The sequence below is a fragment of the Akkermansia massiliensis genome, assembly GCF_023516715.1.
GTDB lineage: Bacteria > Verrucomicrobiota > Verrucomicrobiia > Verrucomicrobiales > Akkermansiaceae > Akkermansia > Akkermansia massiliensis.
In genome coordinates, this window is record NZ_JAMGSI010000001.1 from 1440133 (window position 1) to 1463227 (window position 23095).

Annotated in this window: 19 protein-coding genes and 1 riboswitch; of the genes, 9 read left to right on the plus strand and 10 right to left on the minus strand. The window is 61.2% G+C overall.

Annotation, left to right across the window (positions count from 1 at the left end):
- Nucleotides 1-97: 97 nt before the first annotated feature.
- The 9 genes from M8N44_RS06195 to M8N44_RS06235 all read right to left on the minus strand — a co-directional run bounded on the left by M8N44_RS06195 (nucleotide 98) and on the right by M8N44_RS06235 (nucleotide 11757).
- On the minus strand, nucleotides 98-907 hold the full coding sequence (locus tag M8N44_RS06195) for a PEP-CTERM sorting domain-containing protein (RefSeq protein WP_022397394.1): 810 nt from the start codon (nucleotides 905-907) through the stop codon (nucleotides 98-100).
- Between the two features lie 545 nt (nucleotides 908-1452).
- Nucleotides 1453-2775, minus strand: a complete 1323-nt coding sequence (locus M8N44_RS06200; RefSeq protein WP_102721498.1) for a Gfo/Idh/MocA family protein — start codon at nucleotides 2773-2775, stop codon at nucleotides 1453-1455.
- 22 nt (nucleotides 2776-2797) lie between these two features.
- The gene (locus tag M8N44_RS06205) at nucleotides 2798-4900 is read right to left on the minus strand and encodes a M3 family metallopeptidase (protein WP_102728073.1); all 2103 of its coding nucleotides are present in this window, start codon (nucleotides 4898-4900) and stop codon (nucleotides 2798-2800) included.
- Between the two features lie 148 nt (nucleotides 4901-5048).
- On the minus strand, nucleotides 5049-5624 hold the full coding sequence (locus M8N44_RS06210; protein WP_102728072.1) for a DapH/DapD/GlmU-related protein: 576 nt from the start codon (nucleotides 5622-5624) through the stop codon (nucleotides 5049-5051).
- Nucleotides 5625-5688: 64 nt separating this feature from the next.
- The gene (locus tag M8N44_RS06215; RefSeq protein ID WP_146021080.1) at nucleotides 5689-7302 is read right to left on the minus strand and encodes a tetratricopeptide repeat protein; all 1614 of its coding nucleotides are present in this window, start codon (nucleotides 7300-7302) and stop codon (nucleotides 5689-5691) included.
- Nucleotides 7303-7315: 13 nt separating this feature from the next.
- Complete coding sequence (gene argS, locus M8N44_RS06220; RefSeq protein ID WP_102728238.1) at nucleotides 7316-9073, minus strand: arginine--tRNA ligase; 1758 nt, start codon at nucleotides 9071-9073, stop codon at nucleotides 7316-7318.
- A gap of 139 nt (nucleotides 9074-9212) precedes the next feature.
- Complete coding sequence (locus M8N44_RS06225; protein WP_215451215.1) at nucleotides 9213-9665, minus strand: four helix bundle suffix domain-containing protein; 453 nt, start codon at nucleotides 9663-9665, stop codon at nucleotides 9213-9215.
- 602 nt (nucleotides 9666-10267) lie between these two features.
- Nucleotides 10268-10792, minus strand: coding sequence for a hypothetical protein (locus M8N44_RS06230; RefSeq protein ID WP_102728070.1), 525 nt, complete (start codon nucleotides 10790-10792; stop codon nucleotides 10268-10270).
- Nucleotides 10793-10902: 110 nt separating this feature from the next.
- Entirely contained in the window at nucleotides 10903-11757 is an 855-nt protein-coding gene (locus tag M8N44_RS06235; protein WP_102728069.1) for a hypothetical protein, read from the minus strand.
- Nucleotides 11758-11950: 193 nt separating this feature from the next.
- Here M8N44_RS06235 and M8N44_RS06240 point away from each other — a divergent pair, with 193 nt between their 5' ends.
- Together M8N44_RS06240 and M8N44_RS06245 are read left to right on the plus strand one after the other, a co-directional pair.
- Nucleotides 11951-12451, plus strand: a complete 501-nt coding sequence (locus M8N44_RS06240) for a GNAT family N-acetyltransferase (RefSeq protein ID WP_102721495.1) — start codon at nucleotides 11951-11953, stop codon at nucleotides 12449-12451.
- Between the two features lie 164 nt (nucleotides 12452-12615).
- Complete coding sequence (locus M8N44_RS06245) at nucleotides 12616-13629, plus strand: TlpA disulfide reductase family protein (RefSeq protein ID WP_102728068.1); 1014 nt, start codon at nucleotides 12616-12618, stop codon at nucleotides 13627-13629.
- A gap of 42 nt (nucleotides 13630-13671) precedes the next feature.
- Here M8N44_RS06245 and M8N44_RS06250 read toward each other — a convergent pair whose 3' ends face one another.
- Nucleotides 13672-14046: a TfoX/Sxy family protein gene (locus tag M8N44_RS06250; RefSeq protein WP_102728067.1), complete on the minus strand. Its 375-nt coding sequence runs from the start codon at nucleotides 14044-14046 to the stop codon at nucleotides 13672-13674.
- A gap of 253 nt (nucleotides 14047-14299) precedes the next feature.
- Nucleotides 14300-14526, plus strand: a riboswitch (cobalamin riboswitch).
- Nucleotides 14527-14538: 12 nt separating this feature from the next.
- On the opposite strand from M8N44_RS06250, the gene M8N44_RS06255 reads away from it, so the two are divergent.
- The 7 genes from M8N44_RS06255 to cobM are packed head-to-tail and all read left to right on the plus strand — an operon-like array spanning nucleotide 14539 to nucleotide 23089.
- Complete coding sequence (locus M8N44_RS06255; RefSeq protein WP_102727080.1) at nucleotides 14539-15504, plus strand: sirohydrochlorin cobaltochelatase; 966 nt, start codon at nucleotides 14539-14541, stop codon at nucleotides 15502-15504.
- A 1-nt stretch (nucleotide 15505) separates the two neighbouring features.
- On the plus strand, nucleotides 15506-16213 hold the full coding sequence (gene cobI, locus M8N44_RS06260) for a precorrin-2 C(20)-methyltransferase (RefSeq protein ID WP_102721490.1): 708 nt from the start codon (nucleotides 15506-15508) through the stop codon (nucleotides 16211-16213).
- Nucleotides 16210-17448: a hypothetical protein gene (locus tag M8N44_RS06265; protein ID WP_102728065.1), complete on the plus strand. Its 1239-nt coding sequence runs from the start codon at nucleotides 16210-16212 to the stop codon at nucleotides 17446-17448. The genes cobI and M8N44_RS06265 overlap by 4 nt, the downstream gene beginning before the upstream one ends.
- A 6-nt stretch (nucleotides 17449-17454) precedes the next feature.
- Nucleotides 17455-18117, plus strand: coding sequence for a precorrin-8X methylmutase (locus M8N44_RS06270; RefSeq protein WP_102728064.1), 663 nt, complete (start codon nucleotides 17455-17457; stop codon nucleotides 18115-18117).
- A gap of 33 nt (nucleotides 18118-18150) precedes the next feature.
- Nucleotides 18151-19269, plus strand: coding sequence for a cobalt-precorrin-5B (C(1))-methyltransferase CbiD (gene cbiD / locus M8N44_RS06275; protein WP_102728063.1), 1119 nt, complete (start codon nucleotides 18151-18153; stop codon nucleotides 19267-19269).
- Nucleotides 19257-20474: a precorrin-6Y C5,15-methyltransferase (decarboxylating) subunit CbiT gene (cbiT, locus tag M8N44_RS06280; RefSeq protein ID WP_102728062.1), complete on the plus strand. Its 1218-nt coding sequence runs from the start codon at nucleotides 19257-19259 to the stop codon at nucleotides 20472-20474. Before cbiD ends, cbiT begins: the two co-directional genes overlap by 13 nt.
- A complete protein-coding gene (gene cobM / locus M8N44_RS06285) occupies nucleotides 20471-23089 on the plus strand; it encodes a precorrin-4 C(11)-methyltransferase (RefSeq protein WP_102728061.1) in 2619 nt (872 codons plus the stop codon). The genes cbiT and cobM overlap by 4 nt, the downstream gene beginning before the upstream one ends.
- Nucleotides 23090-23095 lie beyond the last annotated feature (6 nt).

The window sequence follows — 23095 nt, forward strand, 5'->3', positions numbered from 1 at the left end:
TTCTGCAAATAAAAAATGCCGGAAAGGAGGGATGAACAACATGGGCGGTCCATCCCTTCTTTCCGGACATCTCGTCAAAGATAATGCTGAATGCTCCTTAGTTTTTGCGCCGCCGCAACAGCAGCGCCGCCAGTCCGAGCAACCCCAGGGATGCCGTGGCCGGTTCGGGAATGGGTTCGGTTGCCAGCATGAATCCGTTCAAGCTGACATCTGCATTTACCACATCCGCGGCCGCTCCGGCGGAGCGTTCATAAGTGAGCGTCACCTGGCCCGAATTGTTTGTGGTGAATGCCCATTCCATCCCCACGCCGGAAGAATCCGTCGTCCCCTGGAAGGTTGAACCGGTCACCGTTCCCGCTCCTTCATAGCCGTCCATCAGGCTGCCTGTGACATTGCTGACACCGCCCGAGAGGGCCATGCTGGTTTTATTGGTTGAGAAACCGTTGTTGCCCAGAACGTACAGATAATAGGTGGTATTGGCCGCCAGGCCGCTCAACGTGAATTGCAGGCCGACGGTCTGCCCCTTCACCCCGTTGCACTTGCCGGAAATGGAAGATTGCGCCATGCTGTCCGGGAAGAGGGAGTTGATGGAGGGGGACGTGCCTGTCGCGTCCAGGTAACCCGCATTCATGGCGGCGGTGCTTTTGTACGCCATGGTGAGCGTGACGTCCTGACCGCCCAGATTGCCGAGAACCACGGACGGGGAAACATTTCCCCCGTTTTTGCTCAAGGAAGCAATGGAGGCGTAGGAGGCGGCTTTTCCTCCCGTGATGGAGGAAGCCTGGGTAGCCACACTGATCCAATCCGGATCCCCCGCAGAGGAAGAACCCAGATTAATTTTCAGGGAAGCCGCAGAAGCCGCGGAGACGGCACCTGCCAATAATAGCAGAATGAATGATTTCTTCATGGTTTTAGCCAATTCACAAGATATATGCCGGATTTGGAATCCGGTATGGATGTTACAGCCGTGAAAAATTGTTCTTCCTGATGCTCTGCAACATTTCCCCATCCCCCTTTTCACAGCCTTATACCGCCGGCCCTGACGGCTACCGCCGCCAACATGCAGAGACGGTCAGTAATGATCGCCGGAACAAAAAGAAAGCCTGTTATATCAGGAAATCCCTACGGCAATTTCCAGGATATTGCCAAGCCAAATTTCCTTAAAACGTTTTTCTTTCAATTTTGTAGGCTTGACTCCGGATTCCAAATCCGTCCGTTTTATAACCCTGTCCTGACCAATAAGTTATTTTTTATCATTTAAAACCGGAATATTTATGATTTCCAGACTTGACCAAATATTCTTTTTCTGCATTTCCACGAATTCCATTAATTATTCCGTTTTTCATGGAGGAAGATGGTTGCAGCCATCTACGGTTCCACATCCGGAACCAGCAATAAAAAACGGACGGTTTCCCGTCCGTTTTCTGGAAATTGAAGTGTTGAACTACCGGATCAGTAGTCCAGTTCACCTCTCATGACCCGGCGCTCGAATTCGGCCACGTCCACCACCTGGCCGGTCAGCCGGGCGTGTTCCGTGGCAAAGGCCATGACATGGGAGTGGGCGGATTCTTCAATGGAGGTGGTCATGTCCGCCGGAGAGGGAACCGTCAGCATGTCATCGTAAAGGGCTTCCACCAGCCCCCAGTCACCGCCGCCGTGGCCCTGGTAGCCGCCAGCCAGTTCCTCCAGCTCCACCACGCGGGTTTTTCCGCCAAAGTGGGGCGTGACGGTGATTTCACCGGGGCCGTTTTCCTTGTAGAAGGCTCCGGCGCGGATTTTGCCTTTGGTGCCGTATACTTCAATATGGCGGCCCTGTTCAAAGGCCGTCATCGTGAAGGTGCCGGTCAGGCCGCCTTCAAAGCGCATGATGGAAACCTGGTGGTCCGGCTGGTCGTTGTCGCACTGGAGGTAGTCCCTGCCCCACGGGGAGGTTTCAAGCCATTCGCAGATTTCCTCTGCGGTGGCTTCCTGCGCGCGGTCGTAAACCATGCCCAGCCAGCGCTTGCATTCGTCGTCCGTGGCGTATTTGCGGGCGTCCCAGGGGTCTTCCCCCACCGGGGTGGTCCAGTCCGTGCAGCGTTCCGGCCGGGGGGAGGAGAGCGTTTTTTTCGTGAAGAAGGTGAGCTCCCCGAAGCTGGCTACGGAGAGGCACTTGCGCCGCCCCATGAGCCAGTAGAGGATGTCCATGTCATGGCAGCATTTGGCCACGATCATGGGGGTGGAGGTTTTGCTGTTGCCCCAGTGGCCGCGCACGAAGGAGTGGGCGAAGTGCCACGCCCCCACGCCTTCATTGGCGTTGAAGGTGATGACGTCCCCTATTTCCCCGCTGGCGATGATTTTTTTCAGGGTGCGGTAGAACTGGGTGTAGCGCAGCACGTGGCACACGGCCACGCGGCGTTTCAGCTGGCGCGCCAGGTCGCGCAGTTCCAGCGCTTCCTTCAGCGTCTTGGCGATGGGTTTTTCCAGCAGGACGTGGTAGCCCAGCTCCATGGCCTTTTTGCACGGGGCGTAGTGGTAGTCGTCCTGCGTGCCGATGATGGCTACGTCCGCCAGGCGCGGTTCCTCCAGCAGGGAGGCGGCGTCCTTGAACAGGCGGATGGAGTCCCGCTCCTCCTCCGGGGCAAAGTCACGCACGGCTTCCGTGCGCTGCTTCACGGGGTCCGCCGCGGCGGCGATGCGGTAGCGGTCTTTTTGTTCCATGGCCAGCTTCATGTAGGTGCGCGTGCGGGAGCCGCACCCGATGCCGGCGAGAGAGAGTCTTTTTTGTTCAGGCATGAGGGTTATATTAGAGATTGATTTAAAGGACGCCGGATTTGACAAGCAGAGCTTCCGCGTCCGGATCACGGCCCATGAAGTCGCGGTAGAGTTCCGCGGCAGGCTTGCTGTTGCCCTTGCTGAGGATGCAGCGGCGGAAGTCGCGCCCGGTCTGCGGGTTGAGCACCCCTTCCTTCAGGAAGCGGCTGAAGGCGTCCGCTTCCAGCACTTCCGCCCATTTGTAGGAGTAGTAGCCGGAGGCATAACCCGTGGGGTCCGCGAAGATGTGGGTCAGGCGGCGCGCCACGGAGGGACCGCGGTGGGTCATGGGCACCCGGTAGTCCGCCAGGATGCGTTCATCCGTTTCCTCCAGCGGAGCGCCCTTGTACTGCGGCCAGTTCACGTGAAGCTCCAGGTCCAGCTTGCCGAAGCAGAGCTGGCGCATGAAGTCCGTGCCGCTCATGTAGTTGCGGGCGGCGCGCATTTTGGAGAACAGTTCGTCCGGGATTGTTGCACCCGTTTCATAGTGCGCGGCGAAGAGGTCCACGGATTCCCGCTCCCAGCACCAGTTTTCATTGATCTGGGAGGGCAGTTCCACAAAGTCCCAGGCCACGTTGGTGCCAGCCAGGGATTTCACCTCCACATCAGAGAGGAGCTGGTGCAGCAGGTGGCCGAATTCATGGAAGATGGTTTCCACCTCCCGGTGGGACAGCAGCGCGGGCTTGTCCCCAACGGGCTTGGTCATGTTGCCGACCATGAGGCCCAGATGGGGCACGCGGGGCTTGCCGCCGCGCGGGGGTTCCCCCACGCTGAGGTAGTTCATCCACGCTCCGGCGCGCTTGGAGTCCCGCGGATGCCAGTCCGCATAAAAGGAACCGAGATGTTCCCCGCTTTCCGCATCATGCAGTTCATAGAACAGGACGTCCGGGTGCCATACTTCCACCGCGCCTTCCGGCACTTCCCCGGATTCACCGGGCTTGAACGCCACCGTGGGGCGCGGCGTTACCGTGATGCCGTACAGGCCGGAGTAGATGGAGAAGAGGCCGTCCATCACCTTTTCCACAGAGTAGTACGGGCGCAAATCTTCCTCGTCAAAGGAGTAGAGCTCGCGGCGGCGTTTTTCAGACCAGTAGGCGGTTTCCCACGGGGAGAGCTTTTCCACGGGTTTTCCGGTTTTTTCCTCCTTGTACCGCCGTACGGCTTCCATGTCTTTCAGGAAGGAGGGCTTCACCTTGTCATGGAGGTCATTAATAAAATTCAAGGCGTTGGCTCCGCTCCCGGCCATGCGGCGGGAGGTGGCGTAGTCCGCAAAGCAGCCATACCCCAGCAGATGGGCCTTTTTATCCCGCAGTTCCAGGATTTCCGCAATGAGGGCCTCGTTGTCATATTCCCCGTCCTTCCCTATGGAGCAGGAGCCTTCCCACATTTTACGGCGCAGTCCGTCCGAGTCCGCAAATTGCATGACGGGCTGGAGGGAGGTAAATTTCTGCGTGAAACGCCAGCGGGGGGCTTCTTCCGTGCCGTGGCCGTTGGCCAGGGCGTCCAGCCGGGCGGCTTCCTTCGCGGAGTCCGGCAGGCCGGAGAGTTCCGCTTCATTTTCCACGATGAGTTCCCAGGCGTTGGTGGAGTCCAGCACGTTTTCCGCGAATTTCTTGGTCTTCAGGGAGAGCCGGGCTTCTATTTCCGCATATTCCGGCTTTACCTCGTCCGGCAGGTCCGCCCCGCTTTCACGGAAGTCCGCCAGCGTTTCCTGAATGAAGCGCTGCCTGACGGGGGAGAGGTTTTTCACCCAGTCACAGGCCGCGGCTGCTTTCAGGACCGTCCACAGGCACGGGTTCAGCGGAACGGAGGAGGAGAAGGCGACCACTTCCGGCAGCATTTCCCCGATGGCTTCCCGCTGGGCAGGTTCGTCATTGACGGAGTCCAGATGCATGATGCGGCCCCAGCCGAGGTGCAGTTCCTCAGAGGCTTTTTCCAGAGCGCCGAAGGTGCTTTCATAGGTCAGGGAGTCCAGCGGCTGGTCGCAGATGGCCTGGATGTTCGCCCTGGCGCGGGCGATGGCTTCCATAACGTCCGGCTTGATGGCGTCCGGCGTGAGCCGTGACCAGGAAACGAGGAAGGAGGGGTCCAGATAGGGATGGTTCATGTTGCTTGATGTATTTGTTATTGAAAATGAAGATGGCCTTATTCCGGGAATACAGGAGTTCATGGGAGCTCCGGCCTTCCCTGCGGCGGCCATGAAAAGATGAAGTTTACCATGTTTTAGGAGAATCCGGAGGAGCGGCGTTTGCCTGTTAAATATTTTTAATGAATGCTGCGGGGTTCCCGCCTACCAGGGTATGCGGACCGACATCCTTCGTTACGACGGAGCCGGCGCCTACGATAGCCCCTTCACCCACCGTGACGCCGGGACAGAGAACCGCCCTGGAACAGATCCACGCCCCTTTTTTTATCACTACAGGCTTATTTTTCAAGATGAACAAGTTGCCGGCATCATGATTGGACGTCAGTATGGAGACCTGCGGCCCGATCAGCACGTCATCTTCTATCGTGACGCTTCCCGCGGCCATCACGTCCAGGCCTTCATTGATGAATACGCGCTCGCCCACCGAGACGCAGTGTCCGCGGTCAATCTGGAAGGGGGGAGAGATGTTGGAGGATTCGGGGAACCTGCCCTCAAAGAGTTCATTCACGAGCGCCCGCACTTCCCCGTCAAACGGTGGGAGCGAATTGATTTTCTGGCAAAGCGTGCGGCTTCTCACCGTTTCCGGCCACAGTATTTCCTTGAATTCCCTGGTGTTGATCGGTTCTCCGTTTTTCAGTCTTTCGTAAATATCCATGTTGTTCGCCTTTCCAAAGTTTTTATTCATCCCAGTCCCTTTCCCGTCTAGTCTCCAGTCCGTTCCATGAGAAACGGCAGGATGGCAGGATGGATTATTTTCCGGCGGCGCGGGCTTGTTTCAGCGTGTCCAGCACTCCGGCATGGTTCGGGAAGCGTTTGAGCGCCTGTTCGCACATGTCCGCGCATTCCCGGTATTTCCCGGCCTTCAGATAGGCGCGGGCCAGCTTCCATTCCACGGGGTACGGCACCACGGGGGGCAGCAGCAGGGAGGAGAAGCGCTGGCTCCCGATGGCCTCGGACATCCAGACGCTGGCGGAGTCCGGGAACATGAGGGAGCGGATTTCAGAGGAATACAGGCTTCCCATCTGGAGGCAGCGAGCCCAGTAGGAGACGCTCATCTGCCGCCGGGCGGCGTCCGCGCCGTCCATGAGCAGGCGCAGAACGCCGGACAGTTTGTCAAAGGCGGACGCCACGGCGCCCGGCCTGCCCTGCCTGGCAGAATAACAGGCGCCCATGTATTGGGTGACCACTGCCGCCATGCCGTTGCTCAAGTCCGGAAATCCCTTGGGCAGCGGTCCCGGAGAAGCCTTGAGCACAAGAGCCTGCGCGGGCAGGTCAGGCCGGGCCAGCATCAGGCGCGCGGGCAGTGTCCTGGCCTCCCATATTTGCAGGAGGGTGCCGGGGGCCAGCGGATGCTTTTTGTCCAGGGGAACGGAAGCGGCGCGGGCGGCGACGGCGTTCGCCTGCCTGTAATGTCCGGCGCAGAATTCGGAAACGGCCCGGTAAAGGATGGAGCGGAACCAGGCGTCATCCAGCGCGGGGGGAACGTTTTCCGCCTTTTCCCAGGCCAGGCACAGGTTTTCAGAGTCCTTGAAGGCGGCGCATGCCCCTTCATAGTCCCCCGTGCGGAACAGGCAATGGCCCAGCAGATGATGGGCGGACGCGGAGAAGGGGTTGGCGGCCACGGCCTTGCGGGCGGTTTCCACCGTTTCCGGGGAAATGACGGGAGCCACTTCCTCCAGCAGGGCGCGCATGAACAGGGCGGCCTGGGAGCCAGGGCGTTCTTTCAGGACGGCGTCCACCACGCGGACGGCCTCTTTCTGCCCCTCTCCGGGGTTGCCCTGCCCGTCAAAGCCGTCCCGCAGGAGCATGGCGTAAAAGAGGGGTGCGTAAGGGTCGCGCTTCCAGGTGGAGCAGATGGTTTTCCACGCTTCCTGCGCCTTCACGGGCCCGTTCATCAGCAGCACGGCCAGGGCGTCCGCATAGGCGCGTTCCTGTTCCGGACAGTCCGGACGCAGCGCCAGCTCCTTCATGCGCTTCATGGAATGGACGCGCTGGTCCTGAAAAGCGGGTCCGGCGCCCATCAGGCTCATGCACCTGCCCCAGTGGGCCATGAGGCAGTCCGGGTCCAGCCGGAGCGCGGCGTCAAATTTCCGGAAAGCACGCATGTCCCCGAAGGTGAGCAGATGCGTCATTCCTTCCAGCACCAGCATTTGCGCGGCAGGAGAGGAGGAGCCCACCATCATCGGCTCCACGCCGGGCGGCAGCACGGCAGGCTGTGCCGGAACGCCGGCGCGGAAGACGGCCTCCCGCCAGCCGTTCAGGGACGGGCTGCTCATCCAGTACCCGTGTTCCCCGCCTCCAGCAGCGGAACAGAATCCCGCCATGGCGGCGGCCAGCAGGACATGGCGGAAAGAGGTGTTCATAAGGAAGAAACGGTTACATTCTGTCCGGAAGCTGGATGCCCAGCAGGCCCAGCCCGTGCTTGAGGGTGCGGGCCGTCAGCTCGCACAGGGCCAGGCGGGAGTGCCGCACCGCCCCTTCCGATTTCAGGACCGGGCACGCCTCATAGAAGGAGTGGAAGGCGCGGGCCAGGTCAAACAGGTAGGCGGCCAGCACGTTCGGGCGGCAGTCGTCCAGCACCTGGGGCACCACTTCCCCGTAGCGGGCCAGGAGGCGGGCCAGGTGGATTTCCGCATCTTCTGAAAGCTGAATGGGGGCGGACCAGTCCAGCGGGCTGCCGTCCAGCTTGCGGAAGATGGAACGGACGCGCACATAGGAGTTCTGGAGGTACGGGGCCGTGTCCCCCTGGAGGGCCAGCATTTTGTCCCAGTTGAAGACGTAATCCGTCATTCGGTTCTGGGAGAGCTCCGCAAATTTTACGGCTCCTATGCCCACGACTTCCGCCACGCGCTTTTTTTCCTCCTCCGGCATGTCCGGGCTTTTTTCCTCCACTACGCGGGCGGCGCGTTCAATGGCTTCATCCAGCACGTCCTGGAGGGAAACGGTGTCCCCGGAACGCGTCTTGAACGGCTTGCGGTCGTCTCCCAGGATGGAGCCGAACGCGATGTGGCGGTAATCCCCATCCATGCCGCGGCGGCGCTGGGCGGAGAATATCTGGCGGAAATGCAGGGCCTGCGGTGCGCCCACCACGTACCAGATGGAATCCGCCCCCCACGTCCTGATGCGGTGGTCCAGCGTCGCGAGGTCCGTCGTGGCGTACAGGAAGCCGCCGTCCGCCTTCCGGATGATGCAGGGGTTGGCGCGCCATTCCCCCTTGTCCTGCACGAGGAAGGGGTCTTCATTGGGCGGCACGGAGCCGTCGGAAAACACGCAGATGGCGCCGTCGCTCTCCCGGGCCATTCCGGCGGCGATCATGCCGTCCACCAGCGGAGCCAGGGCGTCGTTGTAAAAGCTTTCCCCCAGCCAGTAGTCAAAGTGGATGTCAAGCTGGTCGTAGATTTTGGAAAGGCCGGATTTGGAGACTTCCACGCAGCGCTTCCAGATCGCCAGGTTTTCCCCGTCCCCGGCCTGGAGCTTCACCAGCTCCGCCTTGCAGGTGTCCAGCAGTTCCGGCTTTTCCTTGCACATCAGGTTCACGTCCTTGTACACCCGCAGCAGTTCGTCAATGGGGTTGGCGGCCAGGGCCTGCTCGTCCAGAATGTTCTTCCAGCCCCACAGGATCATGCCGAACTGGGTGCCCCAGTCCCCGATGTGGTTGTCCGTAATCACGTTGTGCCCCACAAAGCGGGCCACGCGGGAGAGGGCGTCCCCGATGATGGTGGAACGGATGTGGCCCACATGCATGGGCTTGGCGACGTTGGGCGCGGAAAAGTCAATGACGATGGTTTTGGGGTCCTGCACCTTCTCCACCCCCAGACGGTCGTCCGCCAGCATGGCCAGCAGGCGCGCGGCGTAAAATTCCGGCTTGATGCGGAAGTTGATGAACCCGGGTCCGGCGATTTCCAGGGAACAGACGCCGTCCTGCCCCATCCGGTCCACCACCTGCTGGGCCAGAGCGCGGGGATTCGTGCGGCACCGCTTGGCAAGCACCATGGCGGCGTTGCTCTGGTAGTCCCCGAACCGCAAATCCGCGGAGGGCGTCACCGAAGCGCAAAAATCAGCGGGAAGCTCCTCCCCCAACACCGCTTTCAATGCGGCGGACAACTTTTCTTCAAGAATTCCGGGTATGGTCATGTCTGCCCAGATGAACGGACATTCCAACGCCGTAGTCAAGGCGCAACTGTCATGAAGACATATCTTTTGACCTGCAACCCAGCCCGGAAATTGCCCGGGAGGACCATTGGGACGAATGAGACCGGTGAGACAATTGCTTTTACGAGCTTCCCGACTTTCTCCTCTGCTTCCGCAGCCGGGTCATTCTCTCCCTTAAGCCTCCCTCCTGCAAAAACCGTTCTTCCAGTACATTCAATTGTTTTTTCAAGAGAAAAGCGGCCTGATAAATCAGACAAACCGCCATATTCGCGAACACTTCATCGTTTCTGGAATGAGCCAGATTTAAAAACCATTCCGAATGGTCATGCCGCAGGGAGGCCTTCCGCATCAACAGAGATTCGGGAGAATCCTTATCCCATAGCCTCAACCCGCGCATACGCAAATAATCTTCATAGTCCAGCAGAAGCTCTTCCAAGCTGGCCCGGGCTACATTGGTCAGCTTGATTTCCGTTTCACGGGAAGTGGCGGAAGCCATGCTCCCCTCCGCAATATTCTGCTTGCCGGAACGCGCCGCCTGCACCATCTGGTCAGTAGTACGCGCATCACGACTCAAGTAGCGTCGCAGAAAGCTACCGTCAAATCGTAAATGATTTGGGCGTTGCGGAATGAAAGAAGCCGTCTGTAGCCGCCTCCCTTAGGCAGTAAACGCCCGTCATCCATCTGTCCTCCCTTCCCTCTCCGTCCCAAAGGACCCAGCCGTCCCCATCGTCCCATTCACGCGCTTCATCGTTTTATGGTACGATGAAAAAAAGGGAGACTCAATTTTTTTCTCCCCGTCCCTCCCCGCGAACCGGGCGGCCAGCGCCCGAATCCGCCTTTTCCGTCAGCAGGCCTTTTCTAGAAGGACCGCATTCTGGAAGCCTTCAGCCATGCTTCCAGTTTCCTGGAGGCCTTTACCTCTTTTTCCCGTTTCTTTTCCGGCACGGACTTTCCGGAGAAAGCCTTCGCCAGAACCAATGCCAGTTTTCTTTTCATTTTCATTCTATTTTTCTATAGGGTTTGCTCCACCGGGAGCGGAGGAATTCAGGAAGAATCCCTGCCGTATCCCTTCGGGGAACACCGCCTACTTACTGTATGCAGGAAGTTTAGTCCATTAGAAAAAAAACGATTCCTTGTCATACTTGATACAATAAGGAAGAGAAAGCCCGCAGGCCGTTAATCAAGAGACTTTTCCAGCAGGTCCGCATCCTTGGCCGCAGAGGGGTCAAAGGGGCGGCCTATCTTTTTCATCTCCATTTCCACACGCTGGTGTGACGATTCGCCCTCCATCATGACGTCCAGGGAGCGTTTCAGGGAAGCCAGGTTGGACGTGTAAAGCTTCTGCCGCGCCGCCGAACGGGAGGCCAGCACGCCCCGCCGGTCAAACAGGGCCAGCACCGTATAAACGTCCCCGTTTTTCCCTCCGGCAATCAGGCCGACGCCAAAGAGGGGAATATTGCCCAGGAAGTCGTTTTTAGCCTTGTGGTAGCGGTAGGTCCACAAGACGCCGTTTTTCATGGTCACCACGTCGGAGGGCTGGCCCAGAGCGTCGTAAACGTCCGCCTTGGAGGATTTTCCCGGCGCCAGCCTGCCGTATACTTCCGGGGACGCCACGGATTTGTTGCCGTATGTGACGGAACAGGCGGCCAGGGCCAGGCAAAGGGCTCCCAGGAAGGGCAAGAGGACATAACGCATCTGCATGGAGGAAAGGTACGTGGCCCGGATTCCAAGTCAATCCCGCAGCCCATCATTTCCCGTGGATGCACCGGAAAGGCCGCCCCGGGAAGAAGCTCCCGCCCGGAGGCCCCCCCCTACTTCTCGCCGAAGTCATATTTCTCCGTCTTCCACAGGAACATGCGCCGGTACAGGTGGTATTCCGTCACGCAGAGGACGGGCATGCCGATGATTCCGATGAACGGCAGCAGGCGGAACAGATGGCGGCACAGGAAGAGCACCACCATCAGGAAGCTTTCCCTGAATACGGTCATGTACAGGGAATACGGGTTGATGAGCGTCCTCTTGTACAGGGAGGAGGCCAGCAGCGGCCCCAGGATGGGAATGATGCCCAGCACGACCACGGCCGCAAAGGTCCAGCCCCTGCGGCGCCCAACATACGCATCATACTGGTCCACGGATTGTTCCCCCTGGAGCACCGCCTTTCCGCAGGCGGGGCAGCGCTGGTTCAGCGTAGGCTCATGGAGCGGCTGGCCGCAGTAGAAGCACCGCCGGTAGCTGCGGAGGACTTCCTCATGCCTTTTCCATCCGGTGGACGGAATCACGGTGCGCAGCCTGGAATAACCAATCCAGTTCAGGGCGCGGGGTTTGGGATTGGACGTGCCGCACTTGGGGCAGTGCAGGCCGCACGGGTACATCATGGTGCCGCATTTGGAGCAGAAAATGCGGTGGTCGTATTCCCGGCGGCGGCAAAAAAGGTAGTAGGCCCCCAGGGCCAGCCCGCCCAGGAGGCCCAGCGCGATCACCACCCACGGATACAGCAGGGAGTAGGCCACCAGGTATTCCGTCCAGGAGTGGTCGGACTGGTGCATGAGGGATTCCGGGCCGATGGGGTTCTGCGCCACGTCCGGAAGGCCGCTCACGTATTTTTCACCCATGTCCCTCAGCGGCCCCGCGGGGAGCCATTGTTGTATGGGAATGGGTTCTCTCATGATTTGGCATGCATGCAGGGTTCACAATACAGACAGGATTTCCCCCCGGTTTCCGTCAAAAAAGCCTGTGTCATCCAGCATACGGCGTCCCCGGCGGAATAGGGAGGGGAAAGTGGGCCATGGACGGAAAATTCCGCCGGGAACGTGGAAGAGGCCCTTTTCATCCGGGGCTTTTCCGTGTAATATTCCCGCCATGCCAACACTCCGCCAAGCCGCCAAGGACGACATCATGCTGATTCATGAACTGGCCCTCCAGGCTTTTCCGGCCACTTACCGGGACCTCCTTTCCCAGGAGCAGATGGATTTCATGATGGACTGGATGTATTCCCCCGCCAATCTGGAGAAGCAGATGGAGGAAGGGCACGTGTATTTCATCGCCTCCCATCAGGGGGAGGACTGCGGCTACCTGTCCGTCCAGCCGGAAGGCCCCGGCGTCTTCCACTTGCAGAAAATTTATGTTCTGCCCGGCTTCCAGGGGCTGCACATCGGCAGCTACCTGTTCCGCCAGGCCGTCAGCTACATCAGGAGCATCCACCCGGAACCGTGCCTGATGCGCCTGAACGTGAACCGCTATAATACCCGGGCGGTGGAGTTTTACCGGCGCATGGGGATGCGGGAACTGGAACGCGGGGATTTCCACATCGGCCACGGTTATTACATGACGGATTACATCATGGGGCTGGATATTGCCTGAAGCGTTTTTCCCATGGGAACGGGCCGCCGGGCTTCCCCGGACCGGAAGTGCGCAGCCCGTCGAAACAGAACAGGCGGGACAGCCGAGGAAACAACCGGAGAAGGCAGCGCGGGGCGCGAGCTTCCTTCTTGACACTCAATGCGGGATTCTGCATCATTCATCCTATGAAAACCTTTACTGCCCTCATTCTGTCCGGCTCCATTGCCGCCATGACGGCCCCGGCTTTCCTCCACGCGGCGGACAACGGGAACGGCGCCAAAGTCACCTACCCATCCTTTGACGAAGGCAGCCACCTCCACGGGCCGAGAATCAAGGCTTCCGACCTGAAGGGGAAGGTGGTGTTTTTTGAATACTGGGGCATCAACTGCCCTCCCTGCATCGCCAGCATGCCGCATTTGCAGGAATTACAGGACAAATTCCAATCCAAGGGTTTCACCGTGGTTGGCAGTCACCGCCAGGGGCTGACCCCCAGGGTGAAGCAGTTCCTGGAGGAAAAGAAGATTACCTTCCCCGTCTATCAGGGGCTGGATATTCCGGCGGCCTCCTGCCCGGGCGGCCTGCCGCATGCGGTGCTGATCGGGGCCAACGGAAAGGTGGTGGCCAAGGGGCATCCCACCCAGCTTTACGACCTGGTGAAAAAGGAGGTGATGAAGGTGGAACGCGGCCTTCCCATCCTGGAAGGCGTGGAGCTGGACAAGTACAAATCCCTGGCCAAGACGGTCGTTTCCAACGGCAGCAACATCGAGTCCAAGATCACGCCCCTGCGGAAGAAAACGGACGACGAGGAGGCCCAGGCCGTCTGCGCCGCTTTTGACGAATGGCTGGGAGACGCCAAGGACATGGTGCAGGCCCAGATCCAGTCCAACCCGCTGGAAGCGGTGACGGCCATCACGCGCCTCAAGACGGCGGTCCCCTCCGTCAAGGAGTTCGACGAACCGCTGGCGACTCTGAAGGCGAACAAGGACCTGCCGAAGCTGGCCGACCTCAACAAGAAGATTTCCGCCCTGGAACAGCGCAAGGCGAAAGGGAGAAAGGTTTCTGAATCCGACCTCAAATCCCTGACGCAGGCCGTGGACAAATTCGCGGAGTCCGATAATGAAGCCACGCAGACCGTTGCGGGCAATCTGAAAAAGAGCCTTTCTTCCCTGGCTGTGCCAGAGGCTCCGGAAGATAAATAAGCCTTTCAGCCGAACGGCATTTCATCCGGAACAAACAGGCGTTTACGGACGCCTGTTTCTTTTTTCTCCGGAAGCTTTTTTCTTCTTCCCGGATAAGACATCCGGAGCGGAGAGAACGGAACAGGTTGCCCGGACAAAGGAGGAGAGAGCCCGGTCATCATCCAGTTCCGTCATCAGGAAATGCGGCCTGGCGCCGGGATAGGGACTGCCCTGCTCCTGCTGCGGAAGCAGCTTCAGGCCCGGCTCCGTGATTTTGACAAATAATTGGTTGTCACATACCAGGCCGAAATATTTCCGGTCACAGTACAGGCCGTATTCCCCAAACATTTTTTTGAAGGAAATGTCCCCGGCATGCCGGAGCTGGAAACAGATATATTCTACAACATCCGGGGAAGAAGCCATGCTCCATGTTCTCATACCTGCCCCGCCTTCTGCAAGCAGCAAACTCCGGCCTGCGGCCTACCGGATTGGAAAGCCCCGGCACGGTACGGAATGGGGCGCTTCCTCCCTCTCTTTTCCGCCGGGATTTCTGCACCCCGGAATGCCCCGTCTTCCACCGCTTCCGCATCCGGAACCTGCATTTTTTCCAAGAGCAGGCGCAGGAACGGCCAAAAGGCGGTTTTTACCCGTCCACGCACATTTTTTCCCAGTCTCCGGAAATTCGGCGGCGTTCTAATAAACATTGACAGTGACGGCTAAAAACGCCATTAAACACGCCGAAGCAACGGGGAATTCCGTGAGAACCGGAAACAGTCGCGCTGCGGTATCGGGTTACAAACCCTCAAGGAACGCTTTTCCGCCAGCGTTCCGGTCAGCCAGTCCTCCCATTCCGGAGGGTGAAGGCGAGGGGGAGGTTGGAGACCCGGAGTCCGAATATCCTTGCTCCGGTTCACCATACCTTATCAACGCATGATTGAAGCATCCTCTTACGTACCGGGGGCATTCCTGCCCCTTTCCTCCGTTTTTCTTGCAGGACTCACCCTGTTTTCCCTGCCTGTGCTTTCCGCCGCCCCATGCAGGGCGGAAGCGTCCCCCGCCCCGGCGGAACAGGCGGCGCCGTCACGGCAGGAAGGGCTTCTTCTCGTGGCCTTCGGGACCAGCCACCAGGACGCTACCGTCTCCTACAAGGAGCTGGAGAAGGACATGCTGGCCCATTATGCCCCGGACCGCCTGAAGTGGAGCTATACTTCAAGCATTATCCGCAGGAAGCTTGCCGGACGCGGAACCCCCGTTCCCTCCGTGGAGGAAAATCTGGAACAGATGGCCCGCAAAGGCATACGCACATTGCGCGTCCAGTCCCTTCACATCGCCCCCGGCGAGGAGTTTTCCCGGATGGAGAGGCAGATCGTCAGTTTCCTGGCGCGCCATCCGGACAGCTTTGACCACGTGTTCATCGGCCGCCCCCTGCTGGAAAGCGAACGGGACAGGAACGAGGCCATCACGGCCCTTCTGGAGCATTTCCCCGCGGAACGGAAGAAGGATGAAGCCATCCTGCTCATGGGGCACGGCCAGCAGGAAGGACGCTGCGACATGGTGCTTTCCGACTTCGCCCGCGAGCTGAACGACCGCGACAGCCTGGCGTTTTTCGCCACCGTGGAAGGAACGCGGGGGGTGGCCCCCATTCTGGAACAGCTTAAAAAGTCCGGCGCCAAGACCGTCTGGCTGGCCCCCTTCATGCTGGTGGCCGGAGACCACGCCAAGAACGACCTGGGCGGGGATGAGGAGGATTCCTGGGCTTCCATGCTCAGGAAGGAGGGCTTCACCGTCAAGACCCACCTGCGTGGGCTGGGGGAAAACCCGGGCATCCGCGCCGTTTTCTCCCGCCATGCCCGGACCACGGAGGACGACCTCATGACCCCCAAACAAGCGCATTGACATGGCCAGCCCTGGAAAGTTCTACGGGGTGGGCATCGGCCCCGGAAATCCGGAATACCTCACGCTCAAGGCCGTCAACGTCTTCCGCTCCGTGGACGTGGTGTTTACGGTGACCGGACCCAACAGCGATTTCAGCATTTCCGAAGCGGTGGTGCGTTCCGTGGGCGGCGTGAAGGCGGAGTTCCGCAAGCTGGTTTTCAGCATGTCCCGCGACGCGAGAACCAGGCAGGAGCAGATTGAAAAGAATACGGCCATTATTGAGGGAGTTCTTTCCCGCGGCCTGGACTGCGCCTTTGCCACGCTGGGAGACGCCATGACCTACAGCACCTTCGGCTATATTCTGAGCCTCCTGCTCAGCCGGAATCCCGGCCTGCACGCGGAAGTGGTGCCGGGCGTCACCTCCTTCTGCACCCTGGCGGCCCGCAGCCGCCAAATACTGGTGGAAAACGGGGAACGGCTCCGGGTCATTCCCGCCTTCAAGCCGGAGATGGCGGATTCCCTGGAGTTCCCGCCCGGAACCACCACCGTTCTCATGAAGACCTACCGCAGCCGCGCGCGCCTGATGGAGCGCATCCGGCGGGAAAAGGACATCCGCGTCATTTACGGGGAAAGGCTCGGCATGCCCGACGAGTTTATTACGGACGACATCGACGTCATTGACGCAAGGCCGGAAGAATACCTTTCCCTGATGTTCGTCAAGAAGGCATGAACCGCACCAGGCACTCCCGCACCTATCCCTGGCGCCGGCCCCTCCGCTGGCTCTGGCTGGCGCTGGCCCTGGCAGCCTCCGGAGTCATGGTGGTCCACATGCCCGCCGGCATGGGCGCCGGGGGATCGGGAAAAGCCCGCACAGCCATGAAGCCTGCCGGGGAATCCACCCGGGAAACGCAGGCGGGAGGGGAAAAGACGGAAGCCGCCGCTTCCAGCCCTGCCCCGCCGCCCAAAAAGAGCCATCATTCCCGGAACACCCAGGTTCCGGAGACAGGCGCGGGAAAAATTCTGGCGCGCCTTCCCCAGATTGGCAGCCTGATCGGCCTGGTGGCCGTGGCGGCCTTCATCGGCGGCATTGCTGAAATCTTCCGCTGGCATCTTGCCCTGGGCAAGCTGTTCGGCGGACTGGCCCGCTGGGCCCACCTGCCGGAAATCATCAGCCTGTCCATCCCCACGGCGCTTTATTCCAATGCCGCCGCCAACGGCATGCTGGTGAGCAGCCACGCAAAAGGCAAAATTACTCATTCCAACCTGATTGCGGGCGGCATGGTGAACAGCTACCTTTCCTACGTCTCCCACTCCCTGCGGGTGGCGTATCCGGTCATCGGCGCGGTGGGGCTGCCCGCCATCTGCTACTTCGGGTGGCAGATGGGCTTCGGCTTCCTGTTCATAGCGGCCGTGCTGTTCCTCCACCGCAGGAAGAGCCCCGCCGCCGTGCCGGATTCCGGGAATGCCGGCGCCGTGGCCGCCGCGGAGCACGCCTCCCCGGAATGGCGCACATCCCTGCGCCAGACGTGCCTGCGGGTGCTGGCGCTTGTTTTCCGGATGCTCTGCCTGACGGTCCCCCTGATGATCGGCGTGGAATGGCTGATGAAAAACGGCCTGTTTTCCTGGTGGGAGGAACATGTGCCAGACTGGGTGAACCGCATTTTTCCCGCGGAGCTCATGAGCATCGTCGCCGCGCAGATGGGCGGCCTGGTCCAGGCCGCAGGGGTGGCCGCCAACCTCCGCAGCCACGGCATGGTCACCTCCTCCCAGATTCTGCTGGCCATGCTGGTAGCCAGCGCCATCGGCAACCCCATCCGCGCCCTGCGGCGCAACCTTCCCTCCGCCATGGGCATCTTCCCCACGCGGGATGCCCTGACCATCGTGGTGGTCATGCAGCTTTCCCGCATGATCGGGGCCATCCTTCTTATTGCCCTGACGGGACTTTTCATCCACTATACCCACTGACTTCTCATGACCTCTGAATTTAACATCCGCTGGGACATGCCCCCCGCCGCCATTGAGGCGGAAAGCTTTGCCGCCATTGAACGAGAGTTCCACGGCTGGGAAGAGCTGCCGCCTGCCGAATGGAAGGTCATGCGGCGGCTCATCCACACCACGGCGGACCTTTCCATCGGCGAGGGGCTGGCGTTCCGCCATGATCCCATTCCCTCCGCCCTGGAGGCGCTCCGCAGGCACTGCCCCATCTTTTGCGATTCCAACATGATCCGCGCCGGACTTTCCGTGGAACGGCTGAGGCGCGCCCATCCCGGCTACGCACGGGAGGACATCCACTGCCATATTTCCGATGCCGACATTGCGGAACAGGCCAAATCCACAGGCAGGACGCGCGCCATCTGCGCCGCGGAAAAAGCGCGCCCCATCCTGGACGGAGCCATCGTCCTCATCGGGAACGCTCCCCTTTCCCTGGCCCGCATCGCCCGGTACGCGCTGGAGGAAGGCATCAGGCCCGCCCTGATCGTAGGCATGCCGGTGGGCTTCGTCAACGTCGTGGAATCCAAGCTGCTGACCGGGACGTGCCCCGTCCCGCAGATTGTCCTGGACGGGCGGCGCGGCGGGAGCGCCCTGGCCGTGACCACCCTGCACGCCATTCTGGAAAACCTGCCCGCCTCCTAAGTTTTCCGCATTCCAAAAAGCCGTCCCCCATCCATGTCCGCCCCCCTCCGCCAGCCGCTCCGGAAAGGATTTTCCACAGGAGCCAATGCCGCCGCCGCCATCACGGCCGCATGGAAAACGCTGAACGGGGAAGAAATCAACGGACCGCTTCCCCTGCTTTTCCCGGACGGGGAGACGAGAACGCTTCCGCTGGCAGACTGCGCGCCGGGGTTCGCCCGCATCGTCAAGGACGGAGGGGACGACCCGGACTGCACCCATGGAGCCGTGCTGGAAGCGCGCGTAAGCGCAGCCGTGCCGGAGCAGGCCGCCCGGGAAGATTATCTCCTGCCCATTGGCCGGGCCCTCCTCATCCTGCGCTCCGGCGGAGGCATAGGCCTGTGCACGCTGCCGGGCCTGGACTGCGAGCAGCACAAATGGGCCATCAACCACGGACCGCGGCGCATGATTACGGACAATCTGGCACGCGCCGGCATGCGGGAAGGGTGCTGGCTGGCGGAAATTTCCGTGCGGGACGGGGAAAAGCTCGCCGGGAAAACGCTCAATCCCCTGCTTGGCGTGGTGGGGGGCATCTCCATTCTGGGCACCAGCGGCATCGTTCGCCCGTACAGCCATGAAGCCTACATCGCCACCATCCGCATCTGCGTGCGCTCTACCCGGCTTTCCGGCTTCAGGAAGGCCGTGTTCTGCACCGGGGGCCGCACCGCCGCGCTGGCGAAGACCCTCCTGCCGGAATACCCCTCCATTTCCTTCATCTGCATTGGGGATTTCATTGCGGAAAGCCTCCAGAGCGCAGGTGAACAGGGCATGACGGAAGCCGTAGTGGCCTGCATGCCGGGCAAGCTCTGCAAGTACGCCGCCGGATTTGCCAACACCCACGCCCACAAGGTGGCCCAGGACATGCCGCTCTTTCTCCGCACGGCGGAACGCCATGCGCCGCTTTCCGGGGAAGCGCGCCGGGGCATCCTGGCCTGTTCTTCCGTCCGCCAGGCGCTCTCCCTGACGCCGGAAGAGGCCCACCTTTCCATTTACCGCGACCTCGCCGCGGAAGCGCAGCGCCAGTTCCAGCGCCACGTGCCCGGCCTTCCCGTCCGTTTCCTGATTTCCGGCTTTTCCGGCAACCTCCTTCTCGACATACCTCCATGCCACCCCTGACTGTTTTTTCCTGCGGCACAGGCCCGCTTCAACCGTCCCCGGCCCTGCTTGGCAAACTGGCAGAGGCACAGAGCATTTACGCCTCCTCCGCCCTGCTGGAAGCCTGTCCCCCTTCCGACGCCCGGCGCATCCCCATCGGCAAAAACGCGCGGGAACAGGCGCGGGAAGCCCTGGAAGAAGCACGGCACGGCAACAACGTAGTGGTGCTGGCCTCCGGAGACGCCCTGTTCCACGGCATGGGCGGCACGCTCCAATCCCTGGCTTGTGACGGAGACCGGCTGGAATTCATCCCCGCCCCCACGTCCTTCCAGGCCCTGTTCCACCGCCTGGGCATGGCGTGGGACCGCGCACGCTGCTTCAGCGCGCACAGCACGGAATATATTCCGTGGGGGGAAATTCTGGCCCAGCCGCTCGCCGTCATCTACGGAGGCCATCCCTTCACCGCCTGCCGCCTGGCCGCGGCGGCCATGGAGTTCCATCCGTCAGCGGCGGGGCGTTCCGCCGTGGCGGCCCAATGCCTGGGAATGGCTGACGAGCGCATTCTGCAAGGAACCCTGGCGGAGCTGGCCAGGGAGGAATGCTCCCCTACTTCCATGCTCCTGCTGCTGCCGGACAACCGCCCCGGAGCCGCGCCCGTCCTGCCTCTGGGACTGCCCGCGGATTTTTATGAAAAGGAGAACAACCTGATTACGGCGGAGGAAGTGAGGGCGGTCATCCTGTCCAAGCTGCGCCTTCCGGCCTGGGGGGTGCTGTGGGACGTGGGAGCCGGGAGCGGCTCCATCGGCCTGGAAGCCGCCGCCCTGCGCCCCGGACTTTCCGTGTACGGGCTGGAACGGCAGGCTGGCCGCCTGGAACTGATGCGCCGGAATTGCCGGCGCCTGGGCTGCGTGAATTACACCTGCATGCAGGGAGAAGCGCCGGAGGCCCTGGACGCGTTGCCCAAGCCCGACCGCATTTTCACGGGAGGAGGGGGCGCCGGGCTGGAATCCATCATGCAGGCCTGTTTTGACGCCCTGAACCCCGGCGGCCTTCTGGTAGCCTCCGCCGTAACCACGGAAAGCGAGCACCTGCTTTACGGCTGGAACGCCGCCGCACGCACGGGGATGTTCTCCCTGGACATCGCCTCCGAATCTCCCATTGCCGGAACCTACCACCATCTGCGGCACGGCAACCGCATCACCCTTTTCACCTATTCCCGCGCATGAATACCGCCCGTTTTCCCATCCATTTCATAGGAGCCGGCCCCGGAGCCGAAGACCTGATTACCGAACGAGGCGCCGCCCTCCTGAAGGAGGCCGACGTAGTCGTGTATGCCGGGTCCCTGGTCAACCCGGCGCACCTCAAGCGCTGCCGCCCGGAGGCGGAACTTCATGACAGCGCCAGAATGAACCTGAAGGAACAGGTGGAAGTGATGGCCCGGGGCGTGCTGGAAGGGAAAAAAGTGGTGCGCCTCCACACGGGGGACCCCTCCATGTACGGAGCCGTCGCGGAGCAATTCGACCTGCTTGACAAGAAGGGCATTGAATCCATCGTGGTGCCGGGAGTCAGCAGCGTTTTTGCGGCGGCGGCGGCCCTGCGCACGGAACTGACCTATCCGGGACTCGCCCAGAGCCTGGTGCTGACGCGCACCCCGGGAAGAACGCCCATGCCCTCCGGGGAGGCCTGCGAGGCCTTTGCCAAGACGGGCGCCACGCTGGCGTTCTTCCTCAGCGCGGGCAAGCTGGACGAACTGGCCGCACGGCTGGTCTCCGCCGGGAAATCCCCCGATACGGCGGCGGCGGTGGTGTACCGCGCCACCTGGCCGGATGAAAAAATCATCCGCGGCACGCTGTCCACCATTGCGGCGGAAACGGCGCGGGCGGGCATCGGCAGGCAGGCCCTCATCCTGGTGGGTGACGCCATCGGCGCGCACGACTGCGGGCAGTCCCTGCTCTATCACGGCCAATTCAGCCACGGCTACCGGAATGAGAAGGAAGACGAACGGTTCGACGGAAGCTGCGCGTTTTACGCTTTCACGGAAAAAGGAGTCCGCAAGGCGCAGGAGATTTCCCAGTCCCTGGGGAAAACCGTTATCCATTCCGTAGGCAGGGCCGGGGAAACGGAAGGTGTCAAGCGGGTTCCCCCGGAGGACTTCGACCCGTTGCTTGCCCGGCAGTGGAACCTGTTTGACGCGCACGTTTTCATCGGGGCCACGGGAATTGCCGTCAGGAAAACGGCTCCCCTGCTCCGGGACAAGGCCACGGACCCGGCGGTAGTTTGCTGTTCGGAGTCCGGCTCCCACCTCATTCCCCTGCTTTCCGGCCACCTGGGCGGCGGCAACCGCCTGGCGCGCAGGCTGGCCCGCATCAGCGGCGGGGAGGCCGTCATCACCACCGCCACGGACACGCGGGGAATCACCGCCTTTGACGAAGCGGCAGCCAGGGAAAAGGCCTGCGTTCTCAACCCGGACGCCATCAAAACCCTGAATGCGGCCCTGCTTGCCGGAGACACCGTATCTTTTCACGGTCCGCAGGAAATCCACGAACGGTACTGGCGGGACTGTCCCCAGGTCATTCCGGCGCGGGCGGATGGAGCGGAAGCCGCGGAAAAACCGTACGTTCCCGCCGTCTATTGGGATGAAGAGCCCCCGGAATCTGCGGGGGGAGCTGCCGCCCTGCTTATTCAGTCATCCTCCTTCGTGCTTGGAATAGGCTGCAAAAAAGGAACGGAACCCGGGCTGCTGCAGCAATACGCGGAAGGCTTTCTTGCCCGGCAGGGAATCTCCCGGTCCCGTATCAAAGCCCTTGCCTCCTGCACGCTCAAGGAGCAGGAACCGGCCATCCTGGCCCTGGCCGCAACATGGAATGTGCCTTTCCATGTCTTTGAGCCAGCCGAGCTGGACGCGGTGGAAATTCCCACGCCGTCAGACGCCGTCTTTGAAAAAACGGGGACTCATTCCGTTTCCGAGGCTTCCGCCATTCTGGCCTCCGGGGGTAAAATCAGCACTCCTAAAACCGTTTGCGGCGGGAACGTCACGCTGGCCCTGGCAACGTGCCCTCACGGCAGCCGGAACAAGGCCCGTCAAGGAGCCGGAAATGTCATCGTCATCGGGCTGGGGTCCGGGTCTCCGGGCCAGCTTACGCCGGAAGCGGCGGCAGCCATGGAGCAATGCACCTGCATAGCCGGCTACACCAAATACCTGGATTTCATCCGGGAACGCATCCACGGAAAAAAGATGATCCAGACCGGGATGATGGGGGAAGTGCCGCGGTGCACGGCCGCGCTGGAAGCGGCTCTGAACGGGGAAAATGTCTGCATGGTCTGCTCCGGTGACCCGGGCATCCTGGCCATGGCCGGGCTGCTCTACGAAATGAGGAAGGAAAACGAACGCTTTTCCCCGGTCCGCATTGAAGTGCTCCCGGGAATTACGGCGGCCAGCATTTCCGCCTCCGCGCTGGGGGCGCCCCTCCAGAACGGCTTCTGCCTGCTCAGCCTGTCCGACCTGCTGGTCCCTGCGGAGGAAATCCGTGCCAACCTGGAGCAAAGCGCCGGAACGGCGCTGCCCGTGGTCCTTTACAACCCCGCCGGACGCAAACGCCGCCATCTGCTGGAGGAGGCCCTGCGCATCTTCCGGAACCAACGCGGGGGGAAAACCCTCTGCGCCTACGTGAAGCACGCGGGGCGCCCGGCCCAACGGAAATGGGTGGGGACGCTGGACGAATTCCCGCTGGAGGACGTGGACATGTCCACGCTGGTGCTTCTGGGAGGCCCCCGGACCATCAGGGACGGAGACGTCCTTTTTGAACGGAGAGGCTACGCCGACAAGTACGGAATATCCTGACCTGAT